Here is a 24451-nt window from a genome sequence, read left to right as displayed (position 1 = left end):
TATCAATTATTCATTTTTCATTATCCATGATGAACCCACCCCGTTTCGCCACCTACCTGCTACACTGGTTCTGCCCACCCCACCGGGCCGAAGAACTGGAGGGCGATCTGGATGAGCTGTTTCAGCAGCGCATCCGGGAGTTTGGATTGCGGCAGGCCCGCTGGCGATACGTGCGCGATGTGGTGAGTTTGTTGCGACCCAGCCTGATGCGTAGAGACAAGGCATGCCTTGTTTCTGCAAACACAAACAATACCTACCCCAAACCAACAAATACAACCATGTTACGCAACTATCTCAAAATCGCTTTCCGGAATCTGGTCAAAAACAAGGCCTATTCGGCTATCAACATTGGCGGCCTGTCCATCGGGATGGGTGTGGCGATGCTTATTGGCCTGTGGGTGTATGATGAATTGAGCTTCGATAAACAGATTCCGAAGTATGACCGCATTGCGCGGATCAGGCGTGTGGCTACGGAGCCATCGACTGGCATTTCGCAGGGTACTGATGCCTGTCAGATTCCAATGGCGACTATGCTTAAAGCGAAGTATGCGTCGTATTTCAAACATATCCTGATCGGATTTTGGCCGGGAAACTACATGGTAGCAGATGGGCAGAAAAAATACACCCAAAAGGGCCAGTTTATCGAAGGCGGGGTGATCGATATGCTATCGCTTCAGATGGTGCATGGTAGCCAAACGGCTCTGGACGATCCACATTCGATTATACTATCCAATACAGCCGCTGAGGCCATTTTTGGGCAGACAGATCCCGTTGGGAAACGGTTGAAACTTGATAACCGCATGGATGTAACGGTGACCGGTATTTATGCCGATCTACCCAAAAATTCGACCTATAGCGATTTGCAGTTTTTTGCCCCCTGGGCCTTGTGGGTATCCTCGAACGATTGGGTGAAAGCTAGTGAGAACGATTGGGGGCGTAGTTCCTTCCCCATTGATGTCCAGATCGCGGATAACACGTCGATGGAAACGGTCAATGCCGCTATCAATGATTTTTACCAAAAGAATTCGCCCCCTGATTTTGTATCTGGTGCCCGTGACTATAAGGTGGAAACATATTTGTATCCGATGCGGCAGTGGCATTTGTACTCGGAGTTTACTGACGGACGTCCATCGGGTGGGCGCATCACCTTCGTCTGGCTGTTCGGCATTGTGGGTGGATTTGTGCTGTTGCTGGCCTGTATCAACTTTATGAACTTAAGTACGGCCCGCTCGGAGAAACGGGCTAAAGAAGTAGGGATTCGGAAAGCGGTAGGTTCGGTTAAATCGCAACTGGTCAATCAGTTTCTGAGTGAATCCTTTCTGGTGGTTTCGCTGGCGTTTGCGGGTTCGTTGGGGCTGGTGTTGCTGTCGTTGCCGTGGTTCAATGAACTGGCTGATAAAGCCATCGCCTTTCCCTGGCAAATGCCTTCTTTCTGGCTGGCCAGTGTTCTGTTTCTGACAGTAACCGCTCTGTTGGCAGGGCTTTACCCGGCTTTTTACCTGTCTTCTTTTCAGCCTATCAAAGTTCTGAAAGGCACGATTCGAATGGGTCGTCTGGCTTCGCTCCCTCGCCAGGTGCTGGTGGTTGTGCAATTTACCGTATCTGTTGTATTGATTATTGGCGTTCTACTCGTCTATAAACAGATTCAATATGTAAAGAACAGGCCGGTGGGTTATGAACGGGCAGGGCTGCTGTCGATTCCGATGAATGATCCGAATTACAAAGGAAAAGAAGAGGTTCTGCAGCGGGAACTGATGGCGACGGGAGTGGTTGATCAGGTGGCTTATTCGTCAAGTCCACTAACCAGCGTCTGGAATAACATAGGTGGATTCGAATGGGATAACAAACCACCCAAAGCAGAGTCTGGTTTTGCGGTAATGGACATCTCCACCAATTTTGGCAGAATGGCAGGCTGGCAATTTGTGGCTGGTCGTGATTTTTCCAAAGCGTTCGCCACTGACTCAGGCGCGGTAATTATCAACGAAACGGCGGCCCGGTATCTGGGCCTGAAAAAGCGCAACGGTCAATGGGTCGTTGGGGCTTATATTCGGCAACCGGATTTCCACTGGAAACGCCAGATCATCGGGGTCATTAAAGATATGGTGATGGATTCACCCTTTGAGCCGGTGAAACGAAGCTTTTATTTTCTGGACGCTACATACGGAGCCGCAGCCCGGCTCAACCTACGGCTGAAACCCACCGTCAGTGCACAGGACGCCCTTCCCAGTATTGAATCGGTTATTCGCAAAACAGTACCTTCGGCGCTATTTACCTATTCCTTCGTCGATCAGGATTTTGCTGCTAAATTTTCGACCGAGCAGCGCATTGGTAAACTGGCATTGGTCTTTGCTGTTCTGGCCATATTTATTTCCTGCCTGGGTATTTTTGGGCTGGCTTCGTTTGTGGCCGAGCAGCGTACCAAAGAAATTGGGGTTCGCAAAGTGCTGGGAGCGAGTGTGCTAAATCTGTGGGGACTGCTTTCGAGGGACTTTATAATTCTGGTAGGTATTGCCTTCAGTATCGCCACGCCCATTGCTTACTATACACTTACAAACTGGCTCCAAAAGTATGCATACCGGACCGAGTTGTCGTGGTGGATTTTTGCCGTATCAGGCGCTGGGTCTTTGATGATTACCTTGCTGACGGTGAGTTTTCAAAGCATCAAAGCCGCCTTGATGAATCCGGTCAAATCGTTACGGTCGGAATGATTTGTGTAGAGACGCATCCTTGCGTCTCCTGACCGGATGGTTTATTGCTGACGCACAGGAGACGCGAGGTATCGCGTCTCTACATCTGGAATATCAATAAAATCACATCTGGTATCCTTTCAATGAATAGTATTATTCTTTCAATAAGTTTTTTGAGGGCCACTGGTCGGAATGAGGCTTAAATACTTGATATCCACTATTTATTCTGAATTTTGATAGTTTTTCTCTATGAGGTGATTGATAAAAATCATATTTCTAGAACGCATGGATGGTTTAATTTGCACTTGAATAAGAACATGTGTTGCATACAACCATCATAAATTCTATGAAAAATCATATTGTTTCTGTCGGGTCGGAATTTCCTGAATTCAAGAAGTTAGCTGTTGTTTCGCTGGATAAGGATAAAGAATTTTACGAAATCTCGTCGGAAGATCACAAGGCGGCTGGTCAGTGGCTGGTCATGTTCTGGTGGCCAAAAGATTTCACCTTCGTTTGCCCAACCGAAATTGCTGAATTCAACAAGAAGTTCGAGGATTTCCAGGATCGCGATACGATGGTGATTGGTGCTTCGACCGATAGCGAATTCGTTCACCTGGCCTGGCGCAAAAACCACGACGATCTGCGTGGCCTGAAGTTCCCGATGCTGGCCGATACGTCGAAATCGCTGGCCGAAGATCTGGGCATTCTGGAAGCCAACGAGAAAGTAGCGTACCGGGTTACCTACATCGTTGATCCACAGGGTATTGTTCGTTGGGTAAGCGTAAACGACCTGTCGGTAGGCCGGAACGTAAACGAAGTACTCCGCGTACTGGACGCCCTGCAAACCGACGAACTCTGCCCCTGCAACTGGACAAAAGGAGAAGCCACGCTAACGGCCTAATTTAAAGAGCGAAAGAGTGAAAGAGCGAATTGCTGAAACACTCACTCACTCACTCACTCTTTCGCTCATTCACTCTTTCGCTCTTTAAAAAGATGACAACTACACAAAACGAAACCGTTACGTCGCTGCTGAACCTGGTGGGACTGAGTGCCGAAGGGGAGTATCCCCGACTCGACGCGCTGGCCCAGGCCGAGCATCGGTATCTGCGCGATCTGAAAATAAATGTCGGTAATGTGCTGAATAGCAGTCAGAACCTGACAAAGAAAGAAGCGGTATTATTGGCACTTTCGGTTGCTGTAAATGAAAAACACCAGCCGTTGGTCGACTCGCTGACAGGTGCTGCAAAACAGGAAGGGGCTTCGGATGCCGAAGTGGCTGAAACGATTGCCTGTACGTCGCTGTTGAGCACCAACAATGTATTTTATCGGTTCCGGCACTTTGTTGGCAAAGACTATTATCAGCAAACGCAGCCGGGTATTCGCATGAGTATCATGATGAATCCAGTGCTGGGCAAAGAGTTTTTCGAATTGATGAGCCTGGCCGTTTCGGCGGTCAATGGCTGTGAACTCTGCGTACGGTCGCACGAAGAGAGTGTGCTGAAACATGGTGCCAGCGAAGCCCGTGTATTCGATGCGATTCGGCTGGCGTCGGTAATCAAAGGGTTCATCACGCTGCTCTAGGGCATAACTTTTTTGAAAATAGAATCCCTTCAATCACCACCTAATTACTGAAAAATGGTGATTGAAGGGATTCTATTTTAGGTGATTAAAATCAGGTTTTACGGATGCGTGTCAAGCTGTAACGATTCTTTTTTCTCCAACTGACGCAAAATGGATTGTTTGTCCAGTAACGCTTCCCGGAGTTTCTTATCCGACATACGTTTCCAGCTATCGCCGTTGTGCTTATGGCTGGGTTGACTCGCATTGCCGTAGCTGAGTGATACCTGCGCCCGTACCTTCTCACCAAATTCTGTCACGGCCACGTAGGTATCGCCTGCAACGGCCCGGTTCAATTGAGGTTGTTTGGGGTCTGGTACAAAATGGATGTTTCGGTAAATACCGTATTGCTCTGAACCGCCATTGGCCGGGTAGTCCTGATCGGCTGGACCGAATCGATTCACCTCTCCCCAGGCAATATCCAGTCGCCCATATTTTTGACGGACCTGACTGGCGGCATTTCGCAATAAATCAACGGCTTTTTTAGGGTCTTTCAGACCGTCGGGTGTACTTACGGGACGTTGCGGATTCCAGCCAACGGCTACCATGCCCGGATTGAACTGATCGAACCAGGCCGTAAACAAAACGGCTCCTCTGCTATCGCGGTTGGTGGTTTTGTCCCAGGCTTTGAGTACCGAAGCCGCTTGCTGAGTCAAGGAGTCGGGGTATTGTTCAACGGCTGCCAGGAGGTCGTCCAGAAAGCGGTCGGCGGCTTCCAGGCCTGTATTTAGTTTGTAGCCCACCAATTCATCAAAACTAATCGACGCATCGTCTTTTACCAGATTGATTGCCCGTTGCGGACGCAGCCGTATGGGAATGCCCACGGGCGACATGTATGGAGGAAAAACCTTTGGGTCCAGTACGGACGGGTATGTACAGCTCCAGGGTGCATCATTGGCGTTCTGAACAAACCCCGACGATGGATTGAGTACGCGGGGAAGATCGTGATACGGATGTGTTTGGGTCCAGATGTACTTCGACCTAGAACCGTCGACGGGGCCTTGCCAGAATGGCCAGTCGCCTTCGCTGCGGATTGGTACGCTGCCATTGAACAAATACAAAATATTACCGGCCTTATCGGCATAGATGACGTTGAACATGGGCAGTTGCATCCGTTGAAGAGCGGTTTCGAACTCAGCCAGATTTTTAGCTTTCGCCATCGCATGGTGTTGAGCCGCTATTGCCGGATTGGTCAAACCTGCAAACCGCATGGCGTAGGTTTTGCCATCTTTGCTTTCCATCACTGGCCCCTGTTTGCTGTATCGATAGGTAAGTTGTTGCGGCTTAAGTTGACCATCGGGCTGGCGAACCTGAAGGGTAACTGCTTTTCTCTCAAAAGCTTGTTTGACACCGTCCAGCATATACCCACCATCTTGCAGGTTAAGTACATATCGGTCGGCTGCGTCGATGGTATTGACGGTGTGTGTCCAGCCCAGATTCTGGTTAAAGGCAATGTTGAGCACTGGCTGGCCCAGCAAGGAAGCACCGTAGGCCATAAAATCCGGACCGTTTAGATGAGCTTCAAAAAATAGGAAGAAGCCTTCCCAGGGCAAGTGTGGGTTCGCCATCAGCATTGCTTTTTTGGAAGCAGACTTTGCGGGTGCAATGGCATATGCATTCGAACCGGGGGGCATTACCCGAGCGGCTCCGGCTTCGGCTCCACCAATAAATTCCAGGCCGATCACCCGGCTGGCGTGGGCCAATATATCCTGGGGTGTAATAGGCAGCACCTGTTTGAATTCAGTGCCGATAGCCTCCGGGTGCGCTTTGGCATAGGCATTCAAACCGCTGACGAAGCTGTCTAGGCACGGTTTGTAATCGGCGGGTTGTTGTGTATACTGCTTCTGCGCCTGCTCAGGTACGCCAAACAGGGTTACAATCTTATCAGAGTCCAGGTACCTCGGCCCCCAATACTCAGCTGCCCGGCCTCTTGCCTGACCATATAACTGGAGAAGCAAGTTGGCGTGATTCTGCATCTGAGCATAGCCAAAGCCGTAATACATGGCTTCCAGTGTTTGCCCGTAGATATGGGGAACCCCAGCACTATCCCATAAGATTTCGACAGGAGCCGTTGCTCGCGAAGTCGTTTTCAGGCGTTCAGATTTACTGGTTTGCGCCAGGGTGGTTAGGCTCAATAGCCATAGATAAATGGTCAGGAATTTCATACACTGATACAAGGGGTAAGGAAGTTAGACATTGTAAAGCGGGTGGAAACTCGCGCACTTTAGTCAACATTGCGGGTCTCTACCCGCGTTACATGAAACCCCTGCGCTACAAAAAGCTGGCTTATTCGCTTTTTAGGTAAAGAACCGGGTTGGTTCGGACGGCTTTTAGCGCCTGACGATAGATGGTTAGAGCGGTTATCAATACGGTTAGGAGGAGAGTGCCCGCCAATAACCACCCATTTACCGAAATGCGATAGGCGTACTGCTGAAGCCAGCTTGCCAATAGCCAGGTGCCGAGTGGTGCCGATACTAAAAAGCCCAGACCCAGTAGTTTACCGAACTCCCGGCCCAGCAGCCAGAGAAGCTGCGGAGTTTGAGCCCCTAACACGCGTCGTACGCCAATTTCTTTCGCTTTGGCTTCGCTCAGGAACGTGACCAGCCCGTAGAGGCCGAGGCAACTTAGGCCAATGGCAACCAGAGCAAAGGCCTGAACCATTCCGGCTAGTAGACGCTCGATCTCGGTAAAGTTTTCCATCAGGTCCGTCAACGTTTCGGCATGGTAGACCTGATCGGGTAAGACTTTATCCCACACCTGCTGTATACCCTGCTGAGTTTGGGGCGAATCCGTTGGACTCAGACGCAGCATAGCTATCCGGCTGTGTGGAAGATCATGAATGAGCGTTACGGGTAAAACCGGCTGGTGTAGATCGCCACTGCGGAAGTCGCGCACAACACCGACAATAATCCGGTCGGCATCTTTTATACGGATGCGTTTACCCACTATCGTTGCTGGTGAGGTAATACCCAATTGCTTCACCAGCGTTTCGTTGACCAATACATCCCGGCCGGTTGTATCGGTGGCCCGGACATTTCGACCGGCTATCAGTCGTAAGTCAAAAACCGACAGATAGTGGTCATCGATTGCCCGCACGCGGGTTTCAAACGGTTCGGGTTCGGTAGACGTATGGTAACTGAACGAGCTGGACCGATTATAGGGCGATGCGGGTGGATCACTACCGAAGGTTACCTGCTCGACACCGGGTATGCCTAACCAGTGTTCGCGCAGTAGGGGCAAGGGTGAAGCCTCGCGCTGGGGTAGGAAAATAACCAGTGTCGATTCGCGGTGGAAGCCCCATTCGGCCTGGCTCATATGCCGAAGCTGGATCGTAATGACCAGTACACTTAGAATAAATAACTGCATCAGCACGAACTGGCCTAGAATAAGTGCCTGTCTGACGGTTAGCCGACCCGTAAACCGGGTTGTCGATTGGTTGGCAAAGGCCGTTGCCGGGTTGAACCGGGCCAATACAAAGGCTGGGTATAGACCTGACAGGATGATAACGCCAATAACCAGACCCAGAAACCACCCTATGGCTCGTTGCTGAACCAGATCGGCAACGGACATATTCGGTTGAAGCTTTTCGATCGTAGCGGCCAGAATCTGATTGATAAAGGGCAAACACAATTGGGCTAGCACCAGCGCAACGACTATGGCCAGGCACACGAGTAAGGCGGTTTCCAGCATAAACTGACCGATCAACTGCCAGCGTGTACTTCCCATCACTTTTCGAACCCCAACTTCCCGCGCCCGTTTGAGAGCCCGCGCCGTTGCCAGATTAACGAAATTGATGCAGCCTGCCATCACCAGCAGTATGCCCACGCCAATGAGCGCATAGAGGACTGGTCGCGGAGCCATACCACTACGTTCGTGATTGAGATCGGCCAGGGGGAAAACCTTATAGTCGAAATGGTTAGCCTCTTTAGGGGGCAGATTTTTGCGTCGAATAACGGGTAGACTTTGACGAAGTAGCGTAGGGTCGGCTCCTTCGCGCAGTCGCACGAAGCACATGGCCTGCAATCCCTGCCAGTCGGCCAGAGCGTTCGGGCCTTCCAATACCGGAATGGTGGCATACGAGACGAAGGCATCGAACCGAAGCTGGGTGTTGGCGGGCGGGTCTTTCACAATCCCGGTTACGGTCAGGTCGGTGCGATTATCCAGCCGCAGGGTTCGGCCCATTGCCGGTTGGGAGTCAAAAAATTTGCGGGCGTACCGTTCGCTGATGACAATCGTGTTGGGGGCATTCAGGGCCGTTTTGCGATTGCCACTCACCCAGTCTACCCCAAACAGGTCAAAGTATTGAGGTTCTGTGAAGCAGACATTACGGGCTTCGGCAAACTTCTTGACCCAGCCGCCCTTGCCGTTCGGAACGCTCAATGTTCGCCCAAAGAAGGTTTCCAGTCGGGTTGAATTTTCCACGAAGGCATAATCACGCCGGAGTACTTCAGCGAGGGGTCGGGGAGCCGCATCGGTGGGCATGACGCGTTCCCGCTTGATGTCGGTAACGATCCAGTAGCTCCGATCCAGGTGGGGGTGGTAGCGGTCGAAGCTAAACATATAATTGACCACCAGAAAAATAACCAGTCCGCTGGCTAGTCCTATGCCCAGCCCGAGTACGCTAATTAAATTGACATGACGATTCTGCCACAGGTGGCGCCGGGCCACTGTGAGGTAGTGAAAAAGCATCGGAAAAGGGAGTTAGGTTAGAGTTGGAGGGGGTTTCTACTGGGAGGTCTATTTAGATTTAGGCGTTTTTGTGTGACCCCGCTGGGGTCAAATGTCTATAGGATATTATGGGAGCTATAAACCTTTGACCCGTCGGGGTCACACAGAACGACTTTATCAAACTTAATTCTGCTTGGTGGCTCAGGTAGTCTGGTATCGTTTCGGTTTAGGATTTCTGCGCGACAGCCACCATCGAATAGCCAGTATACCCGTTAAGCCCAATGCGCCCCAGCCTGTTCGGAATGCATCGATGGGTATCGCGAGTGGCCGACTAACCACGACCAGAAAGCCCATTAGAATCAGAAAGGTAAGCACACTGGAGAGTAGCATATATTGAAACGGCTTGGTTGCCGGGCGACGCTGATGCCGTAACCCAATCCGTGTGGGGCGTAGGAGTATCGTTGATGACTGGGTGGGGAACTCCTGAAGGTAGAGATCTTTCAATTGGTCCAGTGCCTGCGGATTGGCCTGTTGGATTACCTGATCGAAAGCGTCGGAAAAGGAGTGCCCCTGATCCATGCGCTGTTCAATCAGAGAGGCCATATGGTCTAGCAGTTCGGCTTGTAATGCCTGATGGGGCCTGGTTTGCTGAAGCTGTTGTTCCAGGCGGGTAAGTTGATCGCGAGATAGTCTGTTCATAACTAACTGAAGGGCTGAGGTGAAGCAATAAATTAATGCCCGAAAGTCACGGTCGGGGATGGATTGATGAGCAGCCGCATGAGCTGGATAAATCGTTCGAACTCATCGACTTTCCGAACGGCTGTGGCGCTGCCGGTTGGGGTAAGCATATAATACTTGCGGAGCCGCCCATCTACCTCCTGACTTTGGGTAACCAGTAAGCCTTCATCTTCCAGCTTATGGAGCACTGGATATAGAGCACCAAACGTAAGCGTTAATTCGCCACTCGTGCGCTCCTCAACGGCCTGGGTAATCTCGTATCCATACATTCGACCCTGTTGGGCCAGCAGTCGAAGAACAATCGTCCTGAGTGTTCCCCGTAAAAATTCCTGATTCGCTGAATCCATAGGATTAAATAGATCATTAGCGTTTAATTTGAAACAAAAATATATAAGAAAATTATATATACAAGGAATAGTGTGAATTTTGTAGAGACGCCATCCCTGGCGTCTCATGAGCGTCAGCCAAAACCATCCGGTCATGAGACGCCAGGGATGGCGTCTCTACAAACGAAAATGCCCTGATCAGCCAGCAATGGCTGATCAGGGCATTTTCGTTGTAAACGCTCTATCGTCTATTTGGTCAGGCCAAGAGAAAAAAGGCCGTTACGGAATCGGGCAGTAGCGGTGCTATTATCGGACCTACTCACTAACGTTACCTCGAATTTTCCTTCCAATACGTTTGCAACGGTATCGGCTTTAGTTATCTCTATCCACCCACTGGCGGGCTCTTTGGCGATGTAAGATGAAAATACGGCATCGCCACCAACAATCAACCCGTAATTTACGCCCGTTAATGGCGTGGAGGCACAGGTATTCAGGCTGGCTATATCGTATTTCCCGACAGCTAACGGAACTTTCTCAAAGCTAAGGTATTGGGTTCTGTCGCAAGGACCTGCACAGATGGATGGTGCTGCCTGTCGTAGCCCTTTTGGATAGGGTAATGCGTTTGAGATAGACAGGTTAAACCGATTTTTGCCGCAATCGCCGTTTACCAGGGGCGATACTCTGGAGGCTACGCCATGACCATACCAGACAGAGTCGTTCAGCGAAGCCGTTACATTTTTGGTGTCGTCGAGCGGGGGAATCGTCGCGTCATCGGTTGATCGGGAGCAGGCCCAAAAGCAACCGAACAGGACAAGCAGGTAGAAGCTGGTTTTCATGGTCATCGAGCGTCTTTTTTAGCTAGATTCCAGAATGACTATATCCGTTGGAACAGGCTGCCTGGTTCTTACTGCTTTAGGAACTGAATGGCGCAGCCACCGCCTTTGGCCAAATGAATTGGAAGCCGGGTTTTGCTGTTTACGGGCTTTTTCTCAATGACGTAGGCTTCCGGGTTCGACTGCCAGTCAGCAGTGAGGGCATCGCGGTAGATGGTGGCTTCGTAGGTTTTTCCGGGTTCCAGAAAATCCAGATCTACTGAAATGTCACGGCTGTTTTCGTCGGTGATGGCGCCCAGATACCAACTGTCTTTTCCCTTGGTTTTGCGGGCAATGGTGATGTAGTCGCCGGGTTCGGCAGCGATGATTTTCGTATCATCCCAATCGACAGGCACATCGCGGATAAACTGAAATGCGTCGAGGTGCTTTTCGTAGTTTTCGGGCAAATCGGCCGCCATTTGTAGAGGGCTGTAGATGGTGAGATACAACGCCAGTTGCTTCGCCAGTGTGGTACGGACGCGGGTTGTGCGCGTATTGTCGAACTGATCCAGCTTGAATCGGAACAGACCCGGTGTGAAATCCATTGGCCCGCCCAGCAACCGGGTAAAGGGCAGAATGGTCGTGTGCTCCGGCGTAATGCCGAGGGTAGGAGCGTTGTTGAATTCGCTACCGCGAGCCGCTTCGCTGGCCATCCAGTTCGGGTAGGTGCGATGCAAGCCCGTTGGATGCGCCGATTCGTGGGAGTCGATCATAATCTTGTACTGGGCCGCTTTTTCGGCTACCCGCTGGTAATGCCCCACCATCCACTGGCTATCATGGTGCTCTCCACGCGGAATAATCCGGCCAACATAACCCGTTTTGACGGTGTTCATGCCTTCTTTCTGCATGTATTGGAAGGCCGCATCCATCCGCCGTTCGTAGTTGGTAACCGAGCCAGACGTTTCGTGGTGCATGATGATCCGAACGCCTTTCTGCTGGGCGTATGCCGTCAGTGAATCCAGGTTATAGTCGGGGTAGGGGGTTACGAAATCGAACACGTTCTCTTTCCAGTTGCCAAACCAGTCTTCCCAGCCTACGTTCCAGCCTTCGACCAGCACCCCATCGAAACCGTATTTGGCGGCAAAATCGATGTACTTCTTCACGTTCTGCGTATTGGCTCCGTGTTTGCCACCGGCTTTTTCCCAGGTCGCTTTGCCGATGTGCATCTCCCACCACATGCCCACGAATTTCTGCGGTTTTATCCACGACGGATCGGCAATAGTTGAGGGTTCGTTCAGATTCAGAATCAGCTTCGACGCCAGCAGATCGGTCGCTTTATCGCTCACCAGAATCGTGCGCCAGGGTGTTTGTGCGGGCGTTTGCAGGTACGCTTTGTTGCCAACAGCATCCGGCGTTAGCTGTGAGGTTAACGTCAGTTTTTTCTTGTCCAGTTGCAGGTGCATGACTGGGTAATTGAGCAGAGCGGCCTCGTAAATACTGATGTAGAGCCCATCGCCCGTTTTAATCAGCAATGGGGTTTGAATGGCGTTGGGGCCGATGACCGATTTTAGCGCTGTATCTTTTTCCTTATTTGAGGCAGCTACAGCATCAATTTCACTGAGTCGGGTCGTGTTGTATAAGTATTCGTTGGAGTCGTAATCGCCCGGCTGCCAGAAGGTTTTATGATCCCCCGATAGCGCAAACTGGGTTTTTTCGTCGGCGACGATAAAGTGCGTCAGTGTTTTCTGCTCCGGGAATTCGTAGCGAAAACCAACTCCGTCGTTGAACACCCGAAAGCGTACCAGTAACCGGATACCTGATGTGCCTTTGTCGGTTAAGGTCAGGGCCAACTCCTTATAGTGATTGCGAATCTGAGCCACTTCGCCCCAGACGGGTTTCCAGGTATCGTCGTGCGTGGAGGAGTCGATAGCGGAGAGCGTAAACTGGGTAAGCGATACCTGTGGCTTGCTCAATACAAAGCCAACCCCCGACGGCTCCATGGCCTTTTTGCCCTTGTACGAAATTCGATAGGTAACGTTGCCGGCTTCAGTAGCCTGTACCGATAGCTGTATGGCTTTGTCGGGCGAGGAAAGCGAGATGGTACGCTGGGCTGATAACCGTGAGGCTGTTCCTATGGTAAGGAGAAAAAGCAGAAGGGGTTTGATAGAAAGCATGTTGGCTTATCGACTAAAAAATCACGATGGGGCCAACAAGGTAGTGCGTTCGTCGCAAGGAATCAATAAAACTGAGATTATTTTAACTGACTTCTGTACTTTTTTAACCGAATGTAGTCGGAAGAACCTAGTCCTATGCCTTATTTAACTCCTCCAGTTTTATAGGTAGTTGCCGGAATCGTATACCCGTGGCGGCAAACAGAGCATTGGCCAAAGCAGGGGCAATCGGGGCAACACCAGGCTCGCCAGCCCCACCCATTTTAGCTGTGCTGGGAACAATATGTACGTCGATGACGGGGGTATCAGTCATACGGAGCATTGGGTAATCGTGGAAGTTGCTTTGCTGAACCTGCCCATTTTTTAAGGTTATTTCCCCATGAAGCGCAGCCGTCAGTCCGAACACAATGCTGCTTTCCATCTGGGCCCGAACTCCGTCTGGATTGACAGCTAAGCCACAGTCGATAGCGCAAACTACCCGATGAACACGGATGGTCTGTTTATCAATGGATAATTCAACAACCTGCGCAACGTAACTACCCATCGCTTCGCAAACGGCGATGCCTCTGAATTGGCCTTTGGGCAAGGGATTGGTCCAGTCTGATTTTTCGGCTGCCAGATTCAGCGCAGCCAGATGCCTCGGATGATTAATGAAGAACGCACGACGATACGCAACCGGGTCGATTTTGGCGAGGAAAGCCAGTTCGTCGATAAGCGTTTCTATTACGAATGCGCTGTGTGTACTGCCGACAGAGCGCCAGGGAAGCACCGGGACATTGACGGTTGTGGTGTGAAGTTCAAAGGAATGGTCAGGAACTGAATTGGAGTAAGGGGCACCGGTCGTGACCGAGCTGTAATCAATGCCATTGTGCACAATCATGTCGGCCAGTGGGGTGTTTGTAAACAGCGATTGCCCCACAATTCGGTGCTGCCAGGCGGTCGGAAAACCATTGGTGCCGATGGCAATTCGTACGTTGTGTACGTAAACCGGTCGGTAATAGCCCCCTTTAATATCATCTTCGCGCGTCCAGACCAGTTTTATGGCCTTACCACTTGTTTTGGCGATGTGAACCGCTTCCATCACCCAGTCGGAGCTAAAGGAACCCCGCCGACCAAAACTGCCTCCCAGATAGGGTGTATAAAACTTGACCTGCTCCGGTTTTAGCCCCAGAAACCTGGCTACCTCGGCCTGATGCAGCAACGGCGATTGCGTACCTGTCCAGACTTCACAAGAATCTGTTCCGATATTTACGGTGCAATTCAGCGGTTCCATGGGTGCGTGCGCGAGGTAAGGAAAGCTGTAGTCGGCATCCAGAGTCCGTTCGGCTTTAGTCAGCGCAGCCGTTACGTCTCCTTTTTTACGAATCGTTAGCCCGTCTGTTTTCGCTATTTTTCGATAGCTATCCGTCAGCGCCTGACTATCCAGATCGGCGTTTTTTCCAGGATTCCACTCAATTTGTAGCGCATCACGACCTTGTTTTGCCGTCCAGAAATTATCAGCCAGCACCGCGACACCCGTCGGAATCCTTACAACATCCCGGACACCGTTTATCGCTTTGGTCTGGGTAGCATCCACTGTTTTTACGGTTGCATAAAAAACTGGAGGATGGGCAACAACGGCGGTCAGCAAGCCGGGAAAATGAATATCCAGTCCATAGGTAGCCTTGCCGTTAATTTTTTCGGGAGTATCGAGCCGTTTTTGCGATTTGCCGATGTATTTCCAGTCTTTAGGTTCGCGAAGAGTAACGTTCGGGACGGGTAGTTTGGCGGCTTCGGTCGCGACTTCGCCATAGCTGATGCGCTTATCTCCGGCGATAACGTAGCTGTTCTCAGTTCGGCAATCTTGTGGTTGTACGCCAAGTCGTTTGGCTGCGGCAGTTACCAGCATTGTACGGGCGGTGGCTCCGGCCATACGATAGCGGTCAAATTCCTGAATGGTTGTTTCTGAACCACCGGTGGATTTATAAACGGGGTTTTCCAGGAAGTCACTGGCTTTCCCCGGTGGACTTTGCTCGACCTTTATCCGGCTCCAGTCGCAATCAAGTTCTTCGGCAATGAGCATGGGTAACGTAGTCCAGATACCCTGTCCCATTTCTACTTTCGACAGAATAATATGGATGCTATTGTCTGTACCGATCTTCAGGAACGCATTTAGCGCAGCTTCGCGGGAGGGCTTGGGCTGAGCAGGCGTAACTTTATCGGGCAGGGAAAAGGCCACCAACAATCCACCGCTGGCAAACGTACCGATTCTCAGAAAATCCCTTCGGTTTATTCGACCGTTTTTGCTCATAATATGACTACCTCATTAGGCGTTTTCGTCAGAATGACAAAAACGCCTAATGTCTAGTTTCACGTATAACGCCCGCACGTGGCCGTCCAGGCTACATCAATATGGCCTAAACCTCATCCAGCCTGAACGGTAAGGTACGAATGCGTTTACCGGTCAGGTCGAAAATGGCATTGCATAGGGCAGGAGCGAAGGGAGGGAGGCCGGGTTCGCCAACACCGCCAGCGGGTTCGTCGTTTTCCATGATATGTACCTCAATCTCCGGCGTATCGGTTATGCGGGGCATTTCGTACGTATTGAAATTCTGATGTACCGCTTTCCCGTCTTTGAATGTGGTGGCATGTTTAATCGCAGCGCCAAGCCCCATAATAATACTACCTTCGACCTGGGCGCGGATGATATCTGGGTTGACATACCAGCCACAATCCATCAGGGCAATTACTTTATCGATCTTAAGTTTACCATCTGACTTACGTGAAACCTGTACGATATGACCGCAGATACCGCCAAAACATTCCGTAATGGCTACACCCCAGCCTGCTTTTTTACCTCTTGATTTCCAGTGGCTAACGGCTTCCAATTGATCAAGAAGAGCTTGATAGCGTTTGTCGGGTAAATGAGCCCTACGGAAATCAATCGGGTCCTGGCCGGACAGGTGGGCGAGTTCGTCTATGAAACTTTCGCCAGCAAAGCCGGCCGTACAAGCCCCTGGGGCACGCCACCACATGACCGGGATGGGCGAACGGGTACCCACTCCTCCAAAACTGTAATGCGGAATAGCTTTACAATAAGGGCCAGGCATCCCGTCCAGGTTTCCCTTGTTATACTCCAGTGGTTTCGGGTCAGGATAGGGGTTAGGACTCCAATCTTCCCAAAACCATTGACTAGCGGTTATCGTTTGAAAAGCGTGTATACGCCCCTCGGTATCAAGCCCGCCTTTACAGGCATAAAAGCCTCCTGGACGAAATGGCCCCACGCTCATGTCGTCTTCACGAGTCCACATGACCTGGACGGGTGCTTTCATGGCTTTTGAGATCAAGGCCGCTTCGTGTGGATAATCGGGAAATCCTTTGCGGCCAAATCCGCCCCCCAGAAAGGTCATATTGACGGTGACGTTTTCCTTAGGAACGCCCATTCGCTCACTCAAATCGGCCTGTATCCAGTTTGCTTCCTGAATCGGCCCCCAAATATCGATGCGGTTGTCCTGCACGTGAGCAATGCAGTTGAGCGGTTCCATGCAGCTATGCGACTGGTAGGGTGTCTCGTATACGGCTTCCAGTTTTTGGGTCGCGGTTTGAAAAGCGGCTTCGAATTGGGGAGATGCCCCCGGTTTTTTAAGATTCTCCCGCATTTGGGTAGCAAGCTGTTCTGAATCAGGGTGATCAAAGTTCGAATCATCCCACTCGACCACCAAAACATGTCGGCCCTTCATGGCGGCCCAAAGCGAATCGGCAACGACGGCGACCCCTTCAAATAAACTGCCAAATACTGCCCGTTGTACCGTGAACACCCGTTTTACACCCGCTATGGTTTTCGTTTTGGAATCGTCGAACCGTTTTACTTTTCCCCGAAATCGCGGGTTTCGTTCGACGACAGCATAGAGCATACCCGGCAGTTTTTTGTCGAGACCGAACTGAGCCGTACCATTGATTTTTACCGGAATATCCTGTCGAGGTAACGACTTCCCAATGAGTTTATATGCCTGCCGACTTTTTAAGGGCACATTCTGAGGAGGTGTTAAGGTAATAGCCTCTTCGACCAGCAGGCCATAACTAAGCGTCTGGCCCGATGGCTTATGAATCACCTGGCCATTCGAAGCGTAACAGTCCGATGGAGCGGCATTCCAGCGCTTAGCGGCTACGCTGATGAGCATTTCTCGCGCCGACGCGCCAACCTGTAGCAGTTGTTTGTACCAGCCCCGAACGGAAAAGCTACCTTCCTGTGGCTGAGGACCATATTTTTTAGGATGAGATGGTGCAAATAAAATAGTGACCTGATTCAGATTGACTTCCAGTTCTTCGGCAATCATCTGCGGAATGGCCTGAAACGTACCCTGGCCCATTTCTGAACGGTGATTCATAATCGTCACTTTCCCGGACTTATCTATGGAAATCCAGGCCATCAACTCAGTACCTGTTTGGGCAGGCATATGGGCGTTGATAATGCTCACCTCGGATTTCTGATTCGGAGAAAACCCAAGGGTTAAGGCAATTCCTGAAAGACTCGCCTGCTGGATAAATTGTCGACGCGAAAGTCCCTTTCTGATTTTCATTGTCCGTTCGTTTTAGGAAGTGTACCAGCGGCTGTTTTGATAGCTTTGCGGATGCGTGGGTAGGTACCACAACGGCAAATGTTTCCCTGCATGGCGGCATCGATATCGTCGTCGGTCGGATGCGGATTATCTCTTAATAAGGCAACTGCCGACATGATTTGCCCACTCTGGCAATAGCCACATTGCGGAACCTGCTCGGCAATCCACGCTTTTTGCACCGGATGGGAGTTATCTTTCGAAATGCCTTCGATGGTAGTGATGGGTTGGTTCGACACGGCTGATACGGGGAATGAGCAGGAACGTATCGGGGGCCCTTTCAAATGCACGGTACAAGCGCCACACTGCGCTATGCCACAGCCGTATTTGGTGCCCGTAAGGCCAACCAATTCCCGAATAACCCAGAGCAGAGGCATCTGAGCATCAGCGTTAACTGTATATTTTTTGCCGTTAATCGATAAGTGGAATAGAGGCATAGCAGTTTTATGTTGACCGACATGCCAAAGAAAAAATGGGTGCAGCTACTAAAAAAACGGAATTGACGACTGACTCAATTTAGTTGACGAACGACGAAAAAAATAGCTGTATTCCAGAAATACCAATTCACATACGGGTTGTCCTTTCGGCCAGGTAACTGGTCAATTAGTTCCGGTCGTTTGTGTATTGGATCGGCATAGTTCCAGCTAATTCATGTAACTTGTGACAGTTGTTATCGAGCAAATCGTGCTGAGAGCCCATGCGTGCGTTATCCTATAATCAATTGAGTCAGAGCTGGCTCTTTCGATATAAGCTCCACCACCTGCCGTTCTGGTTCCTTTATCACTACATCTGGTGGGTAGTTACGCTGGGCAATCCGATCAAAGTGTTTCAGAGCTTGGTTGTTTTGCCTTACGCACTGAAATATAGCTTCTATGTCATTTTTCAGGCGCTGGCGGTCTATTTTAACCTCTATTTTCTGATTCCAAAGTACCTTGAAAAAAGTCGATATGCTCTGTATTTGACCTTTCTGCTTCTGACCGTATTGTGTGCTACGTTGTGTATTGTCGGTGGCTATTATTTCAGCGCCTTTGCCAGCGGTCAAACCATCTACGACCTATTCGGGCAATCGGCCTGTTTTAATACCTTTTTCAGTAACGCGCTTCCCTCGACCGTCGCCAGTACGACGCTGGCGATGAGCATTAAACTGACGAAAAACTGGATTCAGACCCGGCAGCGGCAGCAGTTGCTGGAGAAAGAAAAACTGGAAACCGAACTGAAATTCCTTAAGAATCAGTTTAATCCCCATTTTCTGTTCAATACCATCAATTCGATCTTTTTCCTGATTCATAAGAACCCGGATATGGCATCGAATTCGCTGGCTAAATTTTCGGAGCTGCTTCGTTATCAGTTGTATGAGTGCAACGACCAGCAGATTCCGCTTGGCAAGGAGATTGCTTACCTGGAGAATTTTATTGAACTGGAGCGATTACGGCAAAGCAATGTGACGGTTTCGGTTGATGTCGAACCGCTTTATGTCGATCACCTGGCCATTGCTCCGTTCATTGTGATGACCTTTGTCGAGAATGCGTTCAAGCACGTATCTCGGCACAGTGATTATCCCAACTGGATTATGATTAAACTAGCATTGGCCGGCCAGCAACTAGATCTTTTTGTTGCAAACAGCATGGCGTCAGAACAGAGTAATGAAGTCATTAAATACAGTGGTATTGGGTTACAGAATGTACAGCGACGACTTGATCTATTATATCCTGAACAACATACACTGGCGATTCAACAGCATATGGATAGTTTTGAGGTGAAGTTACAAATAACCCTAACCGAACGTGTCGCATCACCATCTTTACAACTGGCCTGATTATGTTGAACTGTGTGATTGTCGATGATGAGCCATTAGCGCGGGAAGGGTTGGCCAGTTATGTGCGGGAGGTCGATTTCCTGCAACTGACAGGCACCTGCGAGAATCCGCTGGAACTCATTACGTTATTGGATGTACAACCGATAGACCTGATTCTGCTGGATATTCAGATGCCCAAGATGAGTGGTATCGATTTTCTGAAAATCGTTCAGAAGCCCCCGATGGTGATCATTACGACGGCGTACCCCAGTTTTGCGCTGGAAGGGTTTCAGTTGAATGTGCTGGACTATCTCTTGAAACCCATCACGTTCGACCGCTTTTTTAAGTCGGCCAATAAAGCCAAAGACTATCATCGGCTCCTGAATCAGTCCGCTTCCTCAACCGCCCCAAAGACGGAGGACTATGTATTTATCAAGTGCGGCAATAAGTACGAAAAGATCCAGTTCGAAGATATTCTGTTCATTGAAGGGATGCAGAACTACGTGACCATTTTCACGACGAAGGGGAAGTACATGACCTTGCTGAACCTGAAAAACCTAGAACAGAACCTAACGAGTCCTGCGTTTATCCGGGTGCATAAGTCCTACCTGGTTGCTGTCGACAAGATTGATGGTATCGAGGGCAATGAGTTGTTCATTCAAACCTACCGCATTCCGATGAGTCGCAACTACCGCGATCAGGTGATGGCCAGCGTACTGAATGATAAACTATGGAAGAAGTGACTATCGATCAGCCCATGACTTCAGTAATGGGCTGATCGATAAGCATGCTATATGGTTGCGGGTGTGGATAGAAACATCGTTTTATCGCGCAGGAATGCACTAATCCAGACCAGAACGATGGGCATCAGTGCGTTTAATGGGACTCCGTGCGACAGTTCGGTCGCGATGGCTCCAGCGAAGTAGCAGGAGAGCAGGATAAAGCCCAACTTCATGGTTTTGGGGTACAGATACAACAGCGTAAAGCCAATTTCCATACAACCCAGCAGGGTCACATAAGGCCCAACGCCCACTTTGTTCAGGCTTTCCATAATCTGCGCTGACTGGGTCAGTTTCATAATTCCACTAAGAATAACCATCCCGGCTGCCAGTACGGTTATGACGATCGTGACGATGCGTTTGCTTTTCGGATTCATCGATAGAGTGATTTACTATGTAGTAGTTCGAACTGAATTACAGCAGCAAACCTACACAACCTCACTATCTATTTGTAAGCAGTATCCCAAAGGATACCACTATCCTTCAGGATAGCGCATCACTAATCCGGCGGAGAGCATTACCTTTAATCTATGACTACGATTGTTCAGAAAGGGCTAGCCCCTAAGCGATTGGGCGCCGACCATAAAGAATGTACGCAGAGTGTCCAGGCTGTACAGGATGCTTTGTACGTACTGAATGGAAAATGGAAGCTACCCATCATCATCGGGTTGAGCACCGGCCCCAAGCGATTTCGGGAGTTGCAGCGGGTCGTGAATGGGATTACGGCAAAGGTGCTTAGCAAAGAACTGAAAGAGCTCGAGCTGAACGAGTTCGTGGTTCGCAATGTATACACGACTACGCCCATTACCGTCGAATATGAACTAACCGATTACAGCCAGACGCTGGATAGCATTATCGATGCCTTAAGAAACTGGGGTATGCAGCACCGGGCGCGAATTTTGAAAAAAATGTAAGTAGGATCTATAAACGCAAACATCCCGAAAACTTGGAGCTTTCGGGATGCGGCATAAATTAATCACAAATTAGCCCAGCATGCCTACCAGATTCTCAACCATCAAAGGAGCCCCAATATAGAGAGGGGTACGCTGGTGGAGACTATAAGGCTTAATGTCCAGAATGGCCTGATGCCCGGACGTGGCCAGACAGCCCGCTTTTTCGGCCAGAAACGCAAGGGGAAAGGCTTCATACAACAGCCGCAGTTTTCCATCTGGCGCTTTTTGAGTAGGTGGGTACAGATAAATCCCTCCCTTTAGCAAATTCCGGTGAAAATCAGCTACTAGCGAGCCAATATACCGGGCTGTAAATTGCTTTTTCCGGCAACCGTTCAGAAACTGCTGAACGCCCTCTTCGTAGCCTTCCACATTCCCGTCATTATAGGAGTAAATCTGACCATTGGCCGGACTATGAATGTCAGGGTGCGACAGAATGTATTCGCCTAGCGACGCGTCGTAGGTAAAGCCATTGACACTGTGGCCGGTCGTGTAAACCATGATGGTCGATGAGCCGTACAGAATATAACCAGCCGCTACCTGCCGACGACCACCTTGTAGGAAATCGTCCAGTGTCGGTTCGGTACCTATAGGGGTTACGCGTCGATAAATGGAAAAAATAGTCCCGATCGAGACGTTTACATCGATGTTGGATGATCCGTCCAGCGGGTCGATGGCAACCACGTACTTGCCATGATTATTACCTGTGTAGATGATGTCCTCTTCTTCCTCTGAAATGATAGCGCAGGCTTCTCCACCGTTTTTCAGAGCGCGGCTAAACCGGATGTTGGCGATCATATCCAGCTTCTGCTGACTTTCGCCCTGTACGTTCTGAACGCCCATACCGCCGGTTAAATCAATTAATCCCGCTCGATTGACTTCCCGATGGATGATTTTTCCGGCCAGGGCTATATCGCGGAGTAGTTGGGATAATTCGCCGGTGGCATATGGGAAAGCCGTTTGACGGTGCATGATATACCGATCGAGCGTTACGCCTACCGGCAATGCTAATGGATGGGAAGCCGTGAGTTCCATTTGTTGGACATTCATCGCATCGAATAGTTAGAATGAATAGTTAGTTTCTAGAATTATCGTAGGCTTTTGTTTAGGATGGAAAATGATTTACGTTTTATAGATATAGGTTTTTCTTGTTTGTCATGCTGACGAAGGAAGCATCTTAAGGCTTCAAAATACATAAGAAGGGTATTTATAAGATGCTTCCTTCGTCTGCATGACAAATATTTTACTCACTAGACAACGGGCTCTGACTCCGTAATGTCGAGTTTGACCGGTTGCATTTTGGGGGTTAACAGGTGCATGACTGTCCAGGCCAGCAGGTAGGCCGAGCCACACATCAGGAAGATGATGCCGTAGCCGCTCTGTAGGTCGCCCGCCTTTTTGTAGCTGTCCAGAATCCGACCAACGATCTCCGGGAAAATAATTCCCCCAACTGAACCGGCCATGCTGCCAATACCTACCACTGAGCTAACCGCACGCTTGGGGAACATATCGGAAGCTGTCGTAAAAATGTTCGCGCTCCAGGCCTGGTGAGCAGCGCCCGCCAGCCCAATCAGCGCAACAGCCCCCCAGATACCCGGCCCAAACCGAACGGCCATAACAGGCAGCACAAGCAGAGCAAAGATGAACATAGCGGTTTTACGCGCTTTCCAGACACTCCAGCCCCGGCTAATGAGTGCCGACGACAGATAACCCCCACCAATACTGCCAATGCTAACCAGCGTATAGAGTACGGCCAGATACAGGTTCGGTTTTTTGGTGTCGAGGTGGAACGTGGTCGAAAAATAATCCTGTAGCCAGAACAGGAAAAACCACCAGATGGGGTCGGTCAGCATTTTGCCAAATACAAACGCCCAGGTCTGGCGTTTCCCCAGCAGCAGACCCCAGGAAACAGGTTTGCCATGATCGGCCACTTCGTCGGGTGTTGCTTCGCTGTCGCTGTGGATATAGTTGTATTCTTCTTTTGATAGCTTGGTTTGTTTAGCTGGAATCTCGTAGCCGACGTACCAGAAGATAAGCCAGATAAAGCCGACGGCACCTGTTACGATGAACGCCATTTCCCAGCCCCAAATGCCCAGAATCCAGGGCACCAGAATCGGTGCGACCACCGCCCCAATGTTAGCCCCCGAGTTGAAAATACCCGTTGCCAGCGCCCGTTCCTTCTTGGGAAACCATTCGGCTACCGTTTTGATCGCTGCCGGGAAGTTACCCGCTTCGCCCAACCCCAGGCCAATTCGAGCAAAAATGAATCCCATCGTACTCGTAGCCATGGCATGAGCCATAGCCGCAATACTCCAGAAAATGATAGCCACTGTATAGCCGACTTTGGTTCCGATCCGGTCGATAACACGCCCAAAAATCAGCAAACCAATGGCATAGGCGGCCGAGAAAACCTGTACAATGCGGCTGTAATCCAGCTCCGACCAGTTGAATTCTTTTTCCAGCGTAGGTTTAAGGAGGCCCACTACCTGCCGGTCGAGGTAGTTAATGGTCGTAGCGAAAAAAAGGAGCGCTACGATAGTCCAGCGGTAGTTTCCAACGGGTTTGCTCATGCGGGTTGCGGAATAAAGGGTGTAACAATCTGAACTAATGAGGCTATGCGGTCACGAAGGGCCGATGGGTCGGCACTGTCGCCGGAGAATAATTGAGAGCCAATCCCAACGGCTGTTACACCCGCTTTGAACCAGGCTGTTAGGCTTTCGCTGGTTGGCTCTACGCCCCCGGTCACCATGAGCTTGAGCGAAGGCATTGGCCCTTTGATCGCCTTGATAAAACCGGGCCCGACCACATTGCCCGGAAACACTTTCACCAGCTGGGCACCCAGCAGCGTGGCCTGGTAAATTTCGTTCAGCGTTGAACCGGCAGGCATCCAGGGGACACCTCGTTCCCGGCAAACGTCACCAACTGAAGCGGTTATAACGGGCTGTACGACAAAAGCGGCACCAGCATCAATGAACTTGGTCGCATCTTCGGGCGTCAGAATGGTGCCGATACCCAGTGCCATTTCGGGGCACTTGTCTTTCACATAGCTCGCTAACTGGGTGAAAACGGCCAACGCTTTATCGCCCCGGTTGGTGAATTCAAATACGCGAAGGCCACCATCGTAACAAGCCTGTAAAATAGATCTGGCATGGTCGACATCGGGATGATAGAATACCGGGACAATCGGGTGGGTGATGACTAAATCAAGGATTTTATCAGAGGACATAACTGGGGTCATTTAGAGCCTTAATAGAACCGCATAGGCGGCCCCGGCAGATTGTTATGATGATTATGATTGACACGGATAAAAATC

Annotated in this window: 19 protein-coding genes; 6 read left to right on the top strand and 13 right to left on the bottom strand. The window is 50.3% G+C overall.

Going from position 1 to position 24451, the window contains the following annotated elements:
- Positions 1-26: 26 nt before the first annotated feature.
- From BGO59_RS16475 to BGO59_RS16465, 3 genes are all read left to right on the top strand, one after another.
- Positions 27-2708 carry an ABC transporter permease gene (locus tag BGO59_RS16475; RefSeq protein WP_293684724.1) on the top strand — a complete coding sequence of 894 codons (2682 nt, stop codon included), beginning with the start codon at positions 27-29 and terminating at the stop codon, positions 2706-2708.
- A gap of 325 nt (positions 2709-3033) precedes the next feature.
- Positions 3034-3588, top strand: a complete 555-nt coding sequence (locus tag BGO59_RS16470) for a peroxiredoxin (RefSeq protein WP_020598868.1) — start codon at positions 3034-3036, stop codon at positions 3586-3588.
- 92 nt (positions 3589-3680) lie between these two features.
- Entirely contained in the window at positions 3681-4268 is a 588-nt protein-coding gene (locus BGO59_RS16465; protein WP_293684723.1) for a carboxymuconolactone decarboxylase family protein, read from the top strand.
- A 98-nt stretch (positions 4269-4366) separates the two neighbouring features.
- Here BGO59_RS16465 and BGO59_RS16460 read toward each other — a convergent pair whose 3' ends face one another.
- The 9 genes from BGO59_RS16460 to BGO59_RS16420 all read right to left on the bottom strand — a co-directional run bounded on the left by BGO59_RS16460 (position 4367) and on the right by BGO59_RS16420 (position 18051).
- Entirely contained in the window at positions 4367-6469 is a 2103-nt protein-coding gene (locus BGO59_RS16460; RefSeq protein WP_293684722.1) for an acylase, read from the bottom strand.
- Positions 6470-6590: 121 nt separating this feature from the next.
- Positions 6591-8993, bottom strand: a complete 2403-nt coding sequence (locus tag BGO59_RS16455; RefSeq protein WP_293684721.1) for an ABC transporter permease — start codon at positions 8991-8993, stop codon at positions 6591-6593.
- Positions 8994-9173: 180 nt separating this feature from the next.
- Positions 9174-9671, bottom strand: coding sequence for a hypothetical protein (locus BGO59_RS16450; RefSeq protein WP_293684720.1), 498 nt, complete (start codon positions 9669-9671; stop codon positions 9174-9176).
- Between the two features lie 32 nt (positions 9672-9703).
- Positions 9704-10057 carry a PadR family transcriptional regulator gene (locus BGO59_RS16445; RefSeq protein ID WP_293684719.1) on the bottom strand — a complete coding sequence of 118 codons (354 nt, stop codon included), beginning with the start codon at positions 10055-10057 and terminating at the stop codon, positions 9704-9706.
- A gap of 227 nt (positions 10058-10284) precedes the next feature.
- Positions 10285-10872: a hypothetical protein gene (locus tag BGO59_RS16440; RefSeq protein WP_293684718.1), complete on the bottom strand. Its 588-nt coding sequence runs from the start codon at positions 10870-10872 to the stop codon at positions 10285-10287.
- A gap of 68 nt (positions 10873-10940) precedes the next feature.
- Positions 10941-13022, bottom strand: coding sequence for a glycoside hydrolase family 97 protein (locus BGO59_RS16435; protein WP_293684717.1), 2082 nt, complete (start codon positions 13020-13022; stop codon positions 10941-10943).
- A 133-nt stretch (positions 13023-13155) separates the two neighbouring features.
- Positions 13156-15309 (bottom strand): xanthine dehydrogenase family protein molybdopterin-binding subunit, encoded by a 2154-nt coding sequence (locus BGO59_RS16430; RefSeq protein ID WP_293684716.1) that lies wholly within the window; start codon positions 15307-15309, stop codon positions 13156-13158.
- 106 nt (positions 15310-15415) lie between these two features.
- A complete protein-coding gene (locus tag BGO59_RS16425; protein ID WP_293684715.1) occupies positions 15416-17578 on the bottom strand; it encodes a xanthine dehydrogenase family protein molybdopterin-binding subunit in 2163 nt (720 codons plus the stop codon).
- Entirely contained in the window at positions 17575-18051 is a 477-nt protein-coding gene (locus tag BGO59_RS16420; RefSeq protein WP_293684714.1) for a (2Fe-2S)-binding protein, read from the bottom strand. The genes BGO59_RS16425 and BGO59_RS16420 overlap by 4 nt, the downstream gene beginning before the upstream one ends.
- Before the next feature lie 260 nt (positions 18052-18311).
- On the opposite strand from BGO59_RS16420, the gene BGO59_RS16415 reads away from it, so the two are divergent.
- Together BGO59_RS16415 and BGO59_RS16410 are read left to right on the top strand one after the other, a co-directional pair.
- Positions 18312-19430: a sensor histidine kinase gene (locus BGO59_RS16415; RefSeq protein WP_293684713.1), complete on the top strand. Its 1119-nt coding sequence runs from the start codon at positions 18312-18314 to the stop codon at positions 19428-19430.
- 2 nt (positions 19431-19432) lie between these two features.
- Complete coding sequence (locus BGO59_RS16410; protein ID WP_293684712.1) at positions 19433-20152, top strand: LytTR family DNA-binding domain-containing protein; 720 nt, start codon at positions 19433-19435, stop codon at positions 20150-20152.
- A gap of 47 nt (positions 20153-20199) precedes the next feature.
- On the opposite strand, the gene BGO59_RS16405 is transcribed toward BGO59_RS16410, so the two are convergent.
- Positions 20200-20565 (bottom strand): DoxX family protein, encoded by a 366-nt coding sequence (locus BGO59_RS16405; protein WP_293684711.1) that lies wholly within the window; start codon positions 20563-20565, stop codon positions 20200-20202.
- 153 nt (positions 20566-20718) lie between these two features.
- Here BGO59_RS16405 and BGO59_RS16400 point away from each other — a divergent pair, with 153 nt between their 5' ends.
- Entirely contained in the window at positions 20719-21102 is a 384-nt protein-coding gene (locus tag BGO59_RS16400; RefSeq protein WP_293684710.1) for a helix-turn-helix domain-containing protein, read from the top strand.
- Between the two features lie 69 nt (positions 21103-21171).
- On the opposite strand, the gene fbp is transcribed toward BGO59_RS16400, so the two are convergent.
- The 3 genes from fbp to BGO59_RS16385 form a co-directional block, all read right to left on the bottom strand.
- Positions 21172-22173, bottom strand: coding sequence for a class 1 fructose-bisphosphatase (gene fbp, locus BGO59_RS16395; protein ID WP_293684844.1), 1002 nt, complete (start codon positions 22171-22173; stop codon positions 21172-21174).
- 215 nt (positions 22174-22388) lie between these two features.
- On the bottom strand, positions 22389-23708 hold the full coding sequence (locus BGO59_RS16390) for an MFS transporter (protein WP_293684709.1): 1320 nt from the start codon (positions 23706-23708) through the stop codon (positions 22389-22391).
- A complete protein-coding gene (locus BGO59_RS16385; RefSeq protein WP_293684708.1) occupies positions 23705-24364 on the bottom strand; it encodes a bifunctional 4-hydroxy-2-oxoglutarate aldolase/2-dehydro-3-deoxy-phosphogluconate aldolase in 660 nt (219 codons plus the stop codon). Before BGO59_RS16385 ends, BGO59_RS16390 begins: the two co-directional genes overlap by 4 nt.
- Positions 24365-24451: the final 87 nt, after the last annotated feature.

Source organism: Spirosoma sp. 48-14, from assembly GCF_001898575.1.
Lineage (GTDB): Bacteria > Bacteroidota > Bacteroidia > Cytophagales > Spirosomataceae > Spirosoma.
The sequence above is the reverse complement of the archived record's forward strand: the minus strand, read 5'-3'. Positions and strand labels throughout refer to the sequence as shown.

Excerpts from the sequence above, each read along its gene's own strand:
- BGO59_RS16475 (WP_293684724.1), top strand. The coding sequence starts at position 27 with ATGATGAACCCACCCCGTTTCGCCACCTACCTGCTACACTGGTTCTGC.
- BGO59_RS16470 (WP_020598868.1), top strand. The coding sequence starts at position 3,034 with ATGAAAAATCATATTGTTTCTGTCGGGTCGGAATTTCCTGAATTCAAG.
- BGO59_RS16465 (WP_293684723.1), top strand. The coding sequence starts at position 3,681 with ATGACAACTACACAAAACGAAACCGTTACGTCGCTGCTGAACCTGGTG.
- BGO59_RS16460 (WP_293684722.1), bottom strand. The coding sequence starts at position 6,469 with ATGAAATTCCTGACCATTTATCTATGGCTATTGAGCCTAACCACCCTG.
- BGO59_RS16455 (WP_293684721.1), bottom strand. The coding sequence starts at position 8,993 with ATGCTTTTTCACTACCTCACAGTGGCCCGGCGCCACCTGTGGCAGAAT.
- BGO59_RS16450 (WP_293684720.1), bottom strand. The coding sequence starts at position 9,671 with ATGAACAGACTATCTCGCGATCAACTTACCCGCCTGGAACAACAGCTT.
- BGO59_RS16445 (WP_293684719.1), bottom strand. The coding sequence starts at position 10,057 with ATGGATTCAGCGAATCAGGAATTTTTACGGGGAACACTCAGGACGATT.
- BGO59_RS16440 (WP_293684718.1), bottom strand. The coding sequence starts at position 10,872 with ATGAAAACCAGCTTCTACCTGCTTGTCCTGTTCGGTTGCTTTTGGGCC.
- BGO59_RS16435 (WP_293684717.1), bottom strand. The coding sequence starts at position 13,022 with ATGCTTTCTATCAAACCCCTTCTGCTTTTTCTCCTTACCATAGGAACA.
- BGO59_RS16430 (WP_293684716.1), bottom strand. The coding sequence starts at position 15,309 with ATGAGCAAAAACGGTCGAATAAACCGAAGGGATTTTCTGAGAATCGGT.
- BGO59_RS16425 (WP_293684715.1), bottom strand. The coding sequence starts at position 17,578 with ATGAAAATCAGAAAGGGACTTTCGCGTCGACAATTTATCCAGCAGGCG.
- BGO59_RS16420 (WP_293684714.1), bottom strand. The coding sequence starts at position 18,051 with ATGCCTCTATTCCACTTATCGATTAACGGCAAAAAATATACAGTTAAC.
- BGO59_RS16415 (WP_293684713.1), top strand. The coding sequence starts at position 18,312 with ATGCGTGCGTTATCCTATAATCAATTGAGTCAGAGCTGGCTCTTTCGA.
- BGO59_RS16410 (WP_293684712.1), top strand. The coding sequence starts at position 19,433 with ATGTTGAACTGTGTGATTGTCGATGATGAGCCATTAGCGCGGGAAGGG.
- BGO59_RS16405 (WP_293684711.1), bottom strand. The coding sequence starts at position 20,565 with ATGAATCCGAAAAGCAAACGCATCGTCACGATCGTCATAACCGTACTG.
- BGO59_RS16400 (WP_293684710.1), top strand. The coding sequence starts at position 20,719 with ATGACTACGATTGTTCAGAAAGGGCTAGCCCCTAAGCGATTGGGCGCC.
- fbp (WP_293684844.1), bottom strand. The coding sequence starts at position 22,173 with ATGGAACTCACGGCTTCCCATCCATTAGCATTGCCGGTAGGCGTAACG.
- BGO59_RS16390 (WP_293684709.1), bottom strand. The coding sequence starts at position 23,708 with ATGAGCAAACCCGTTGGAAACTACCGCTGGACTATCGTAGCGCTCCTT.
- BGO59_RS16385 (WP_293684708.1), bottom strand. The coding sequence starts at position 24,364 with ATGTCCTCTGATAAAATCCTTGATTTAGTCATCACCCACCCGATTGTC.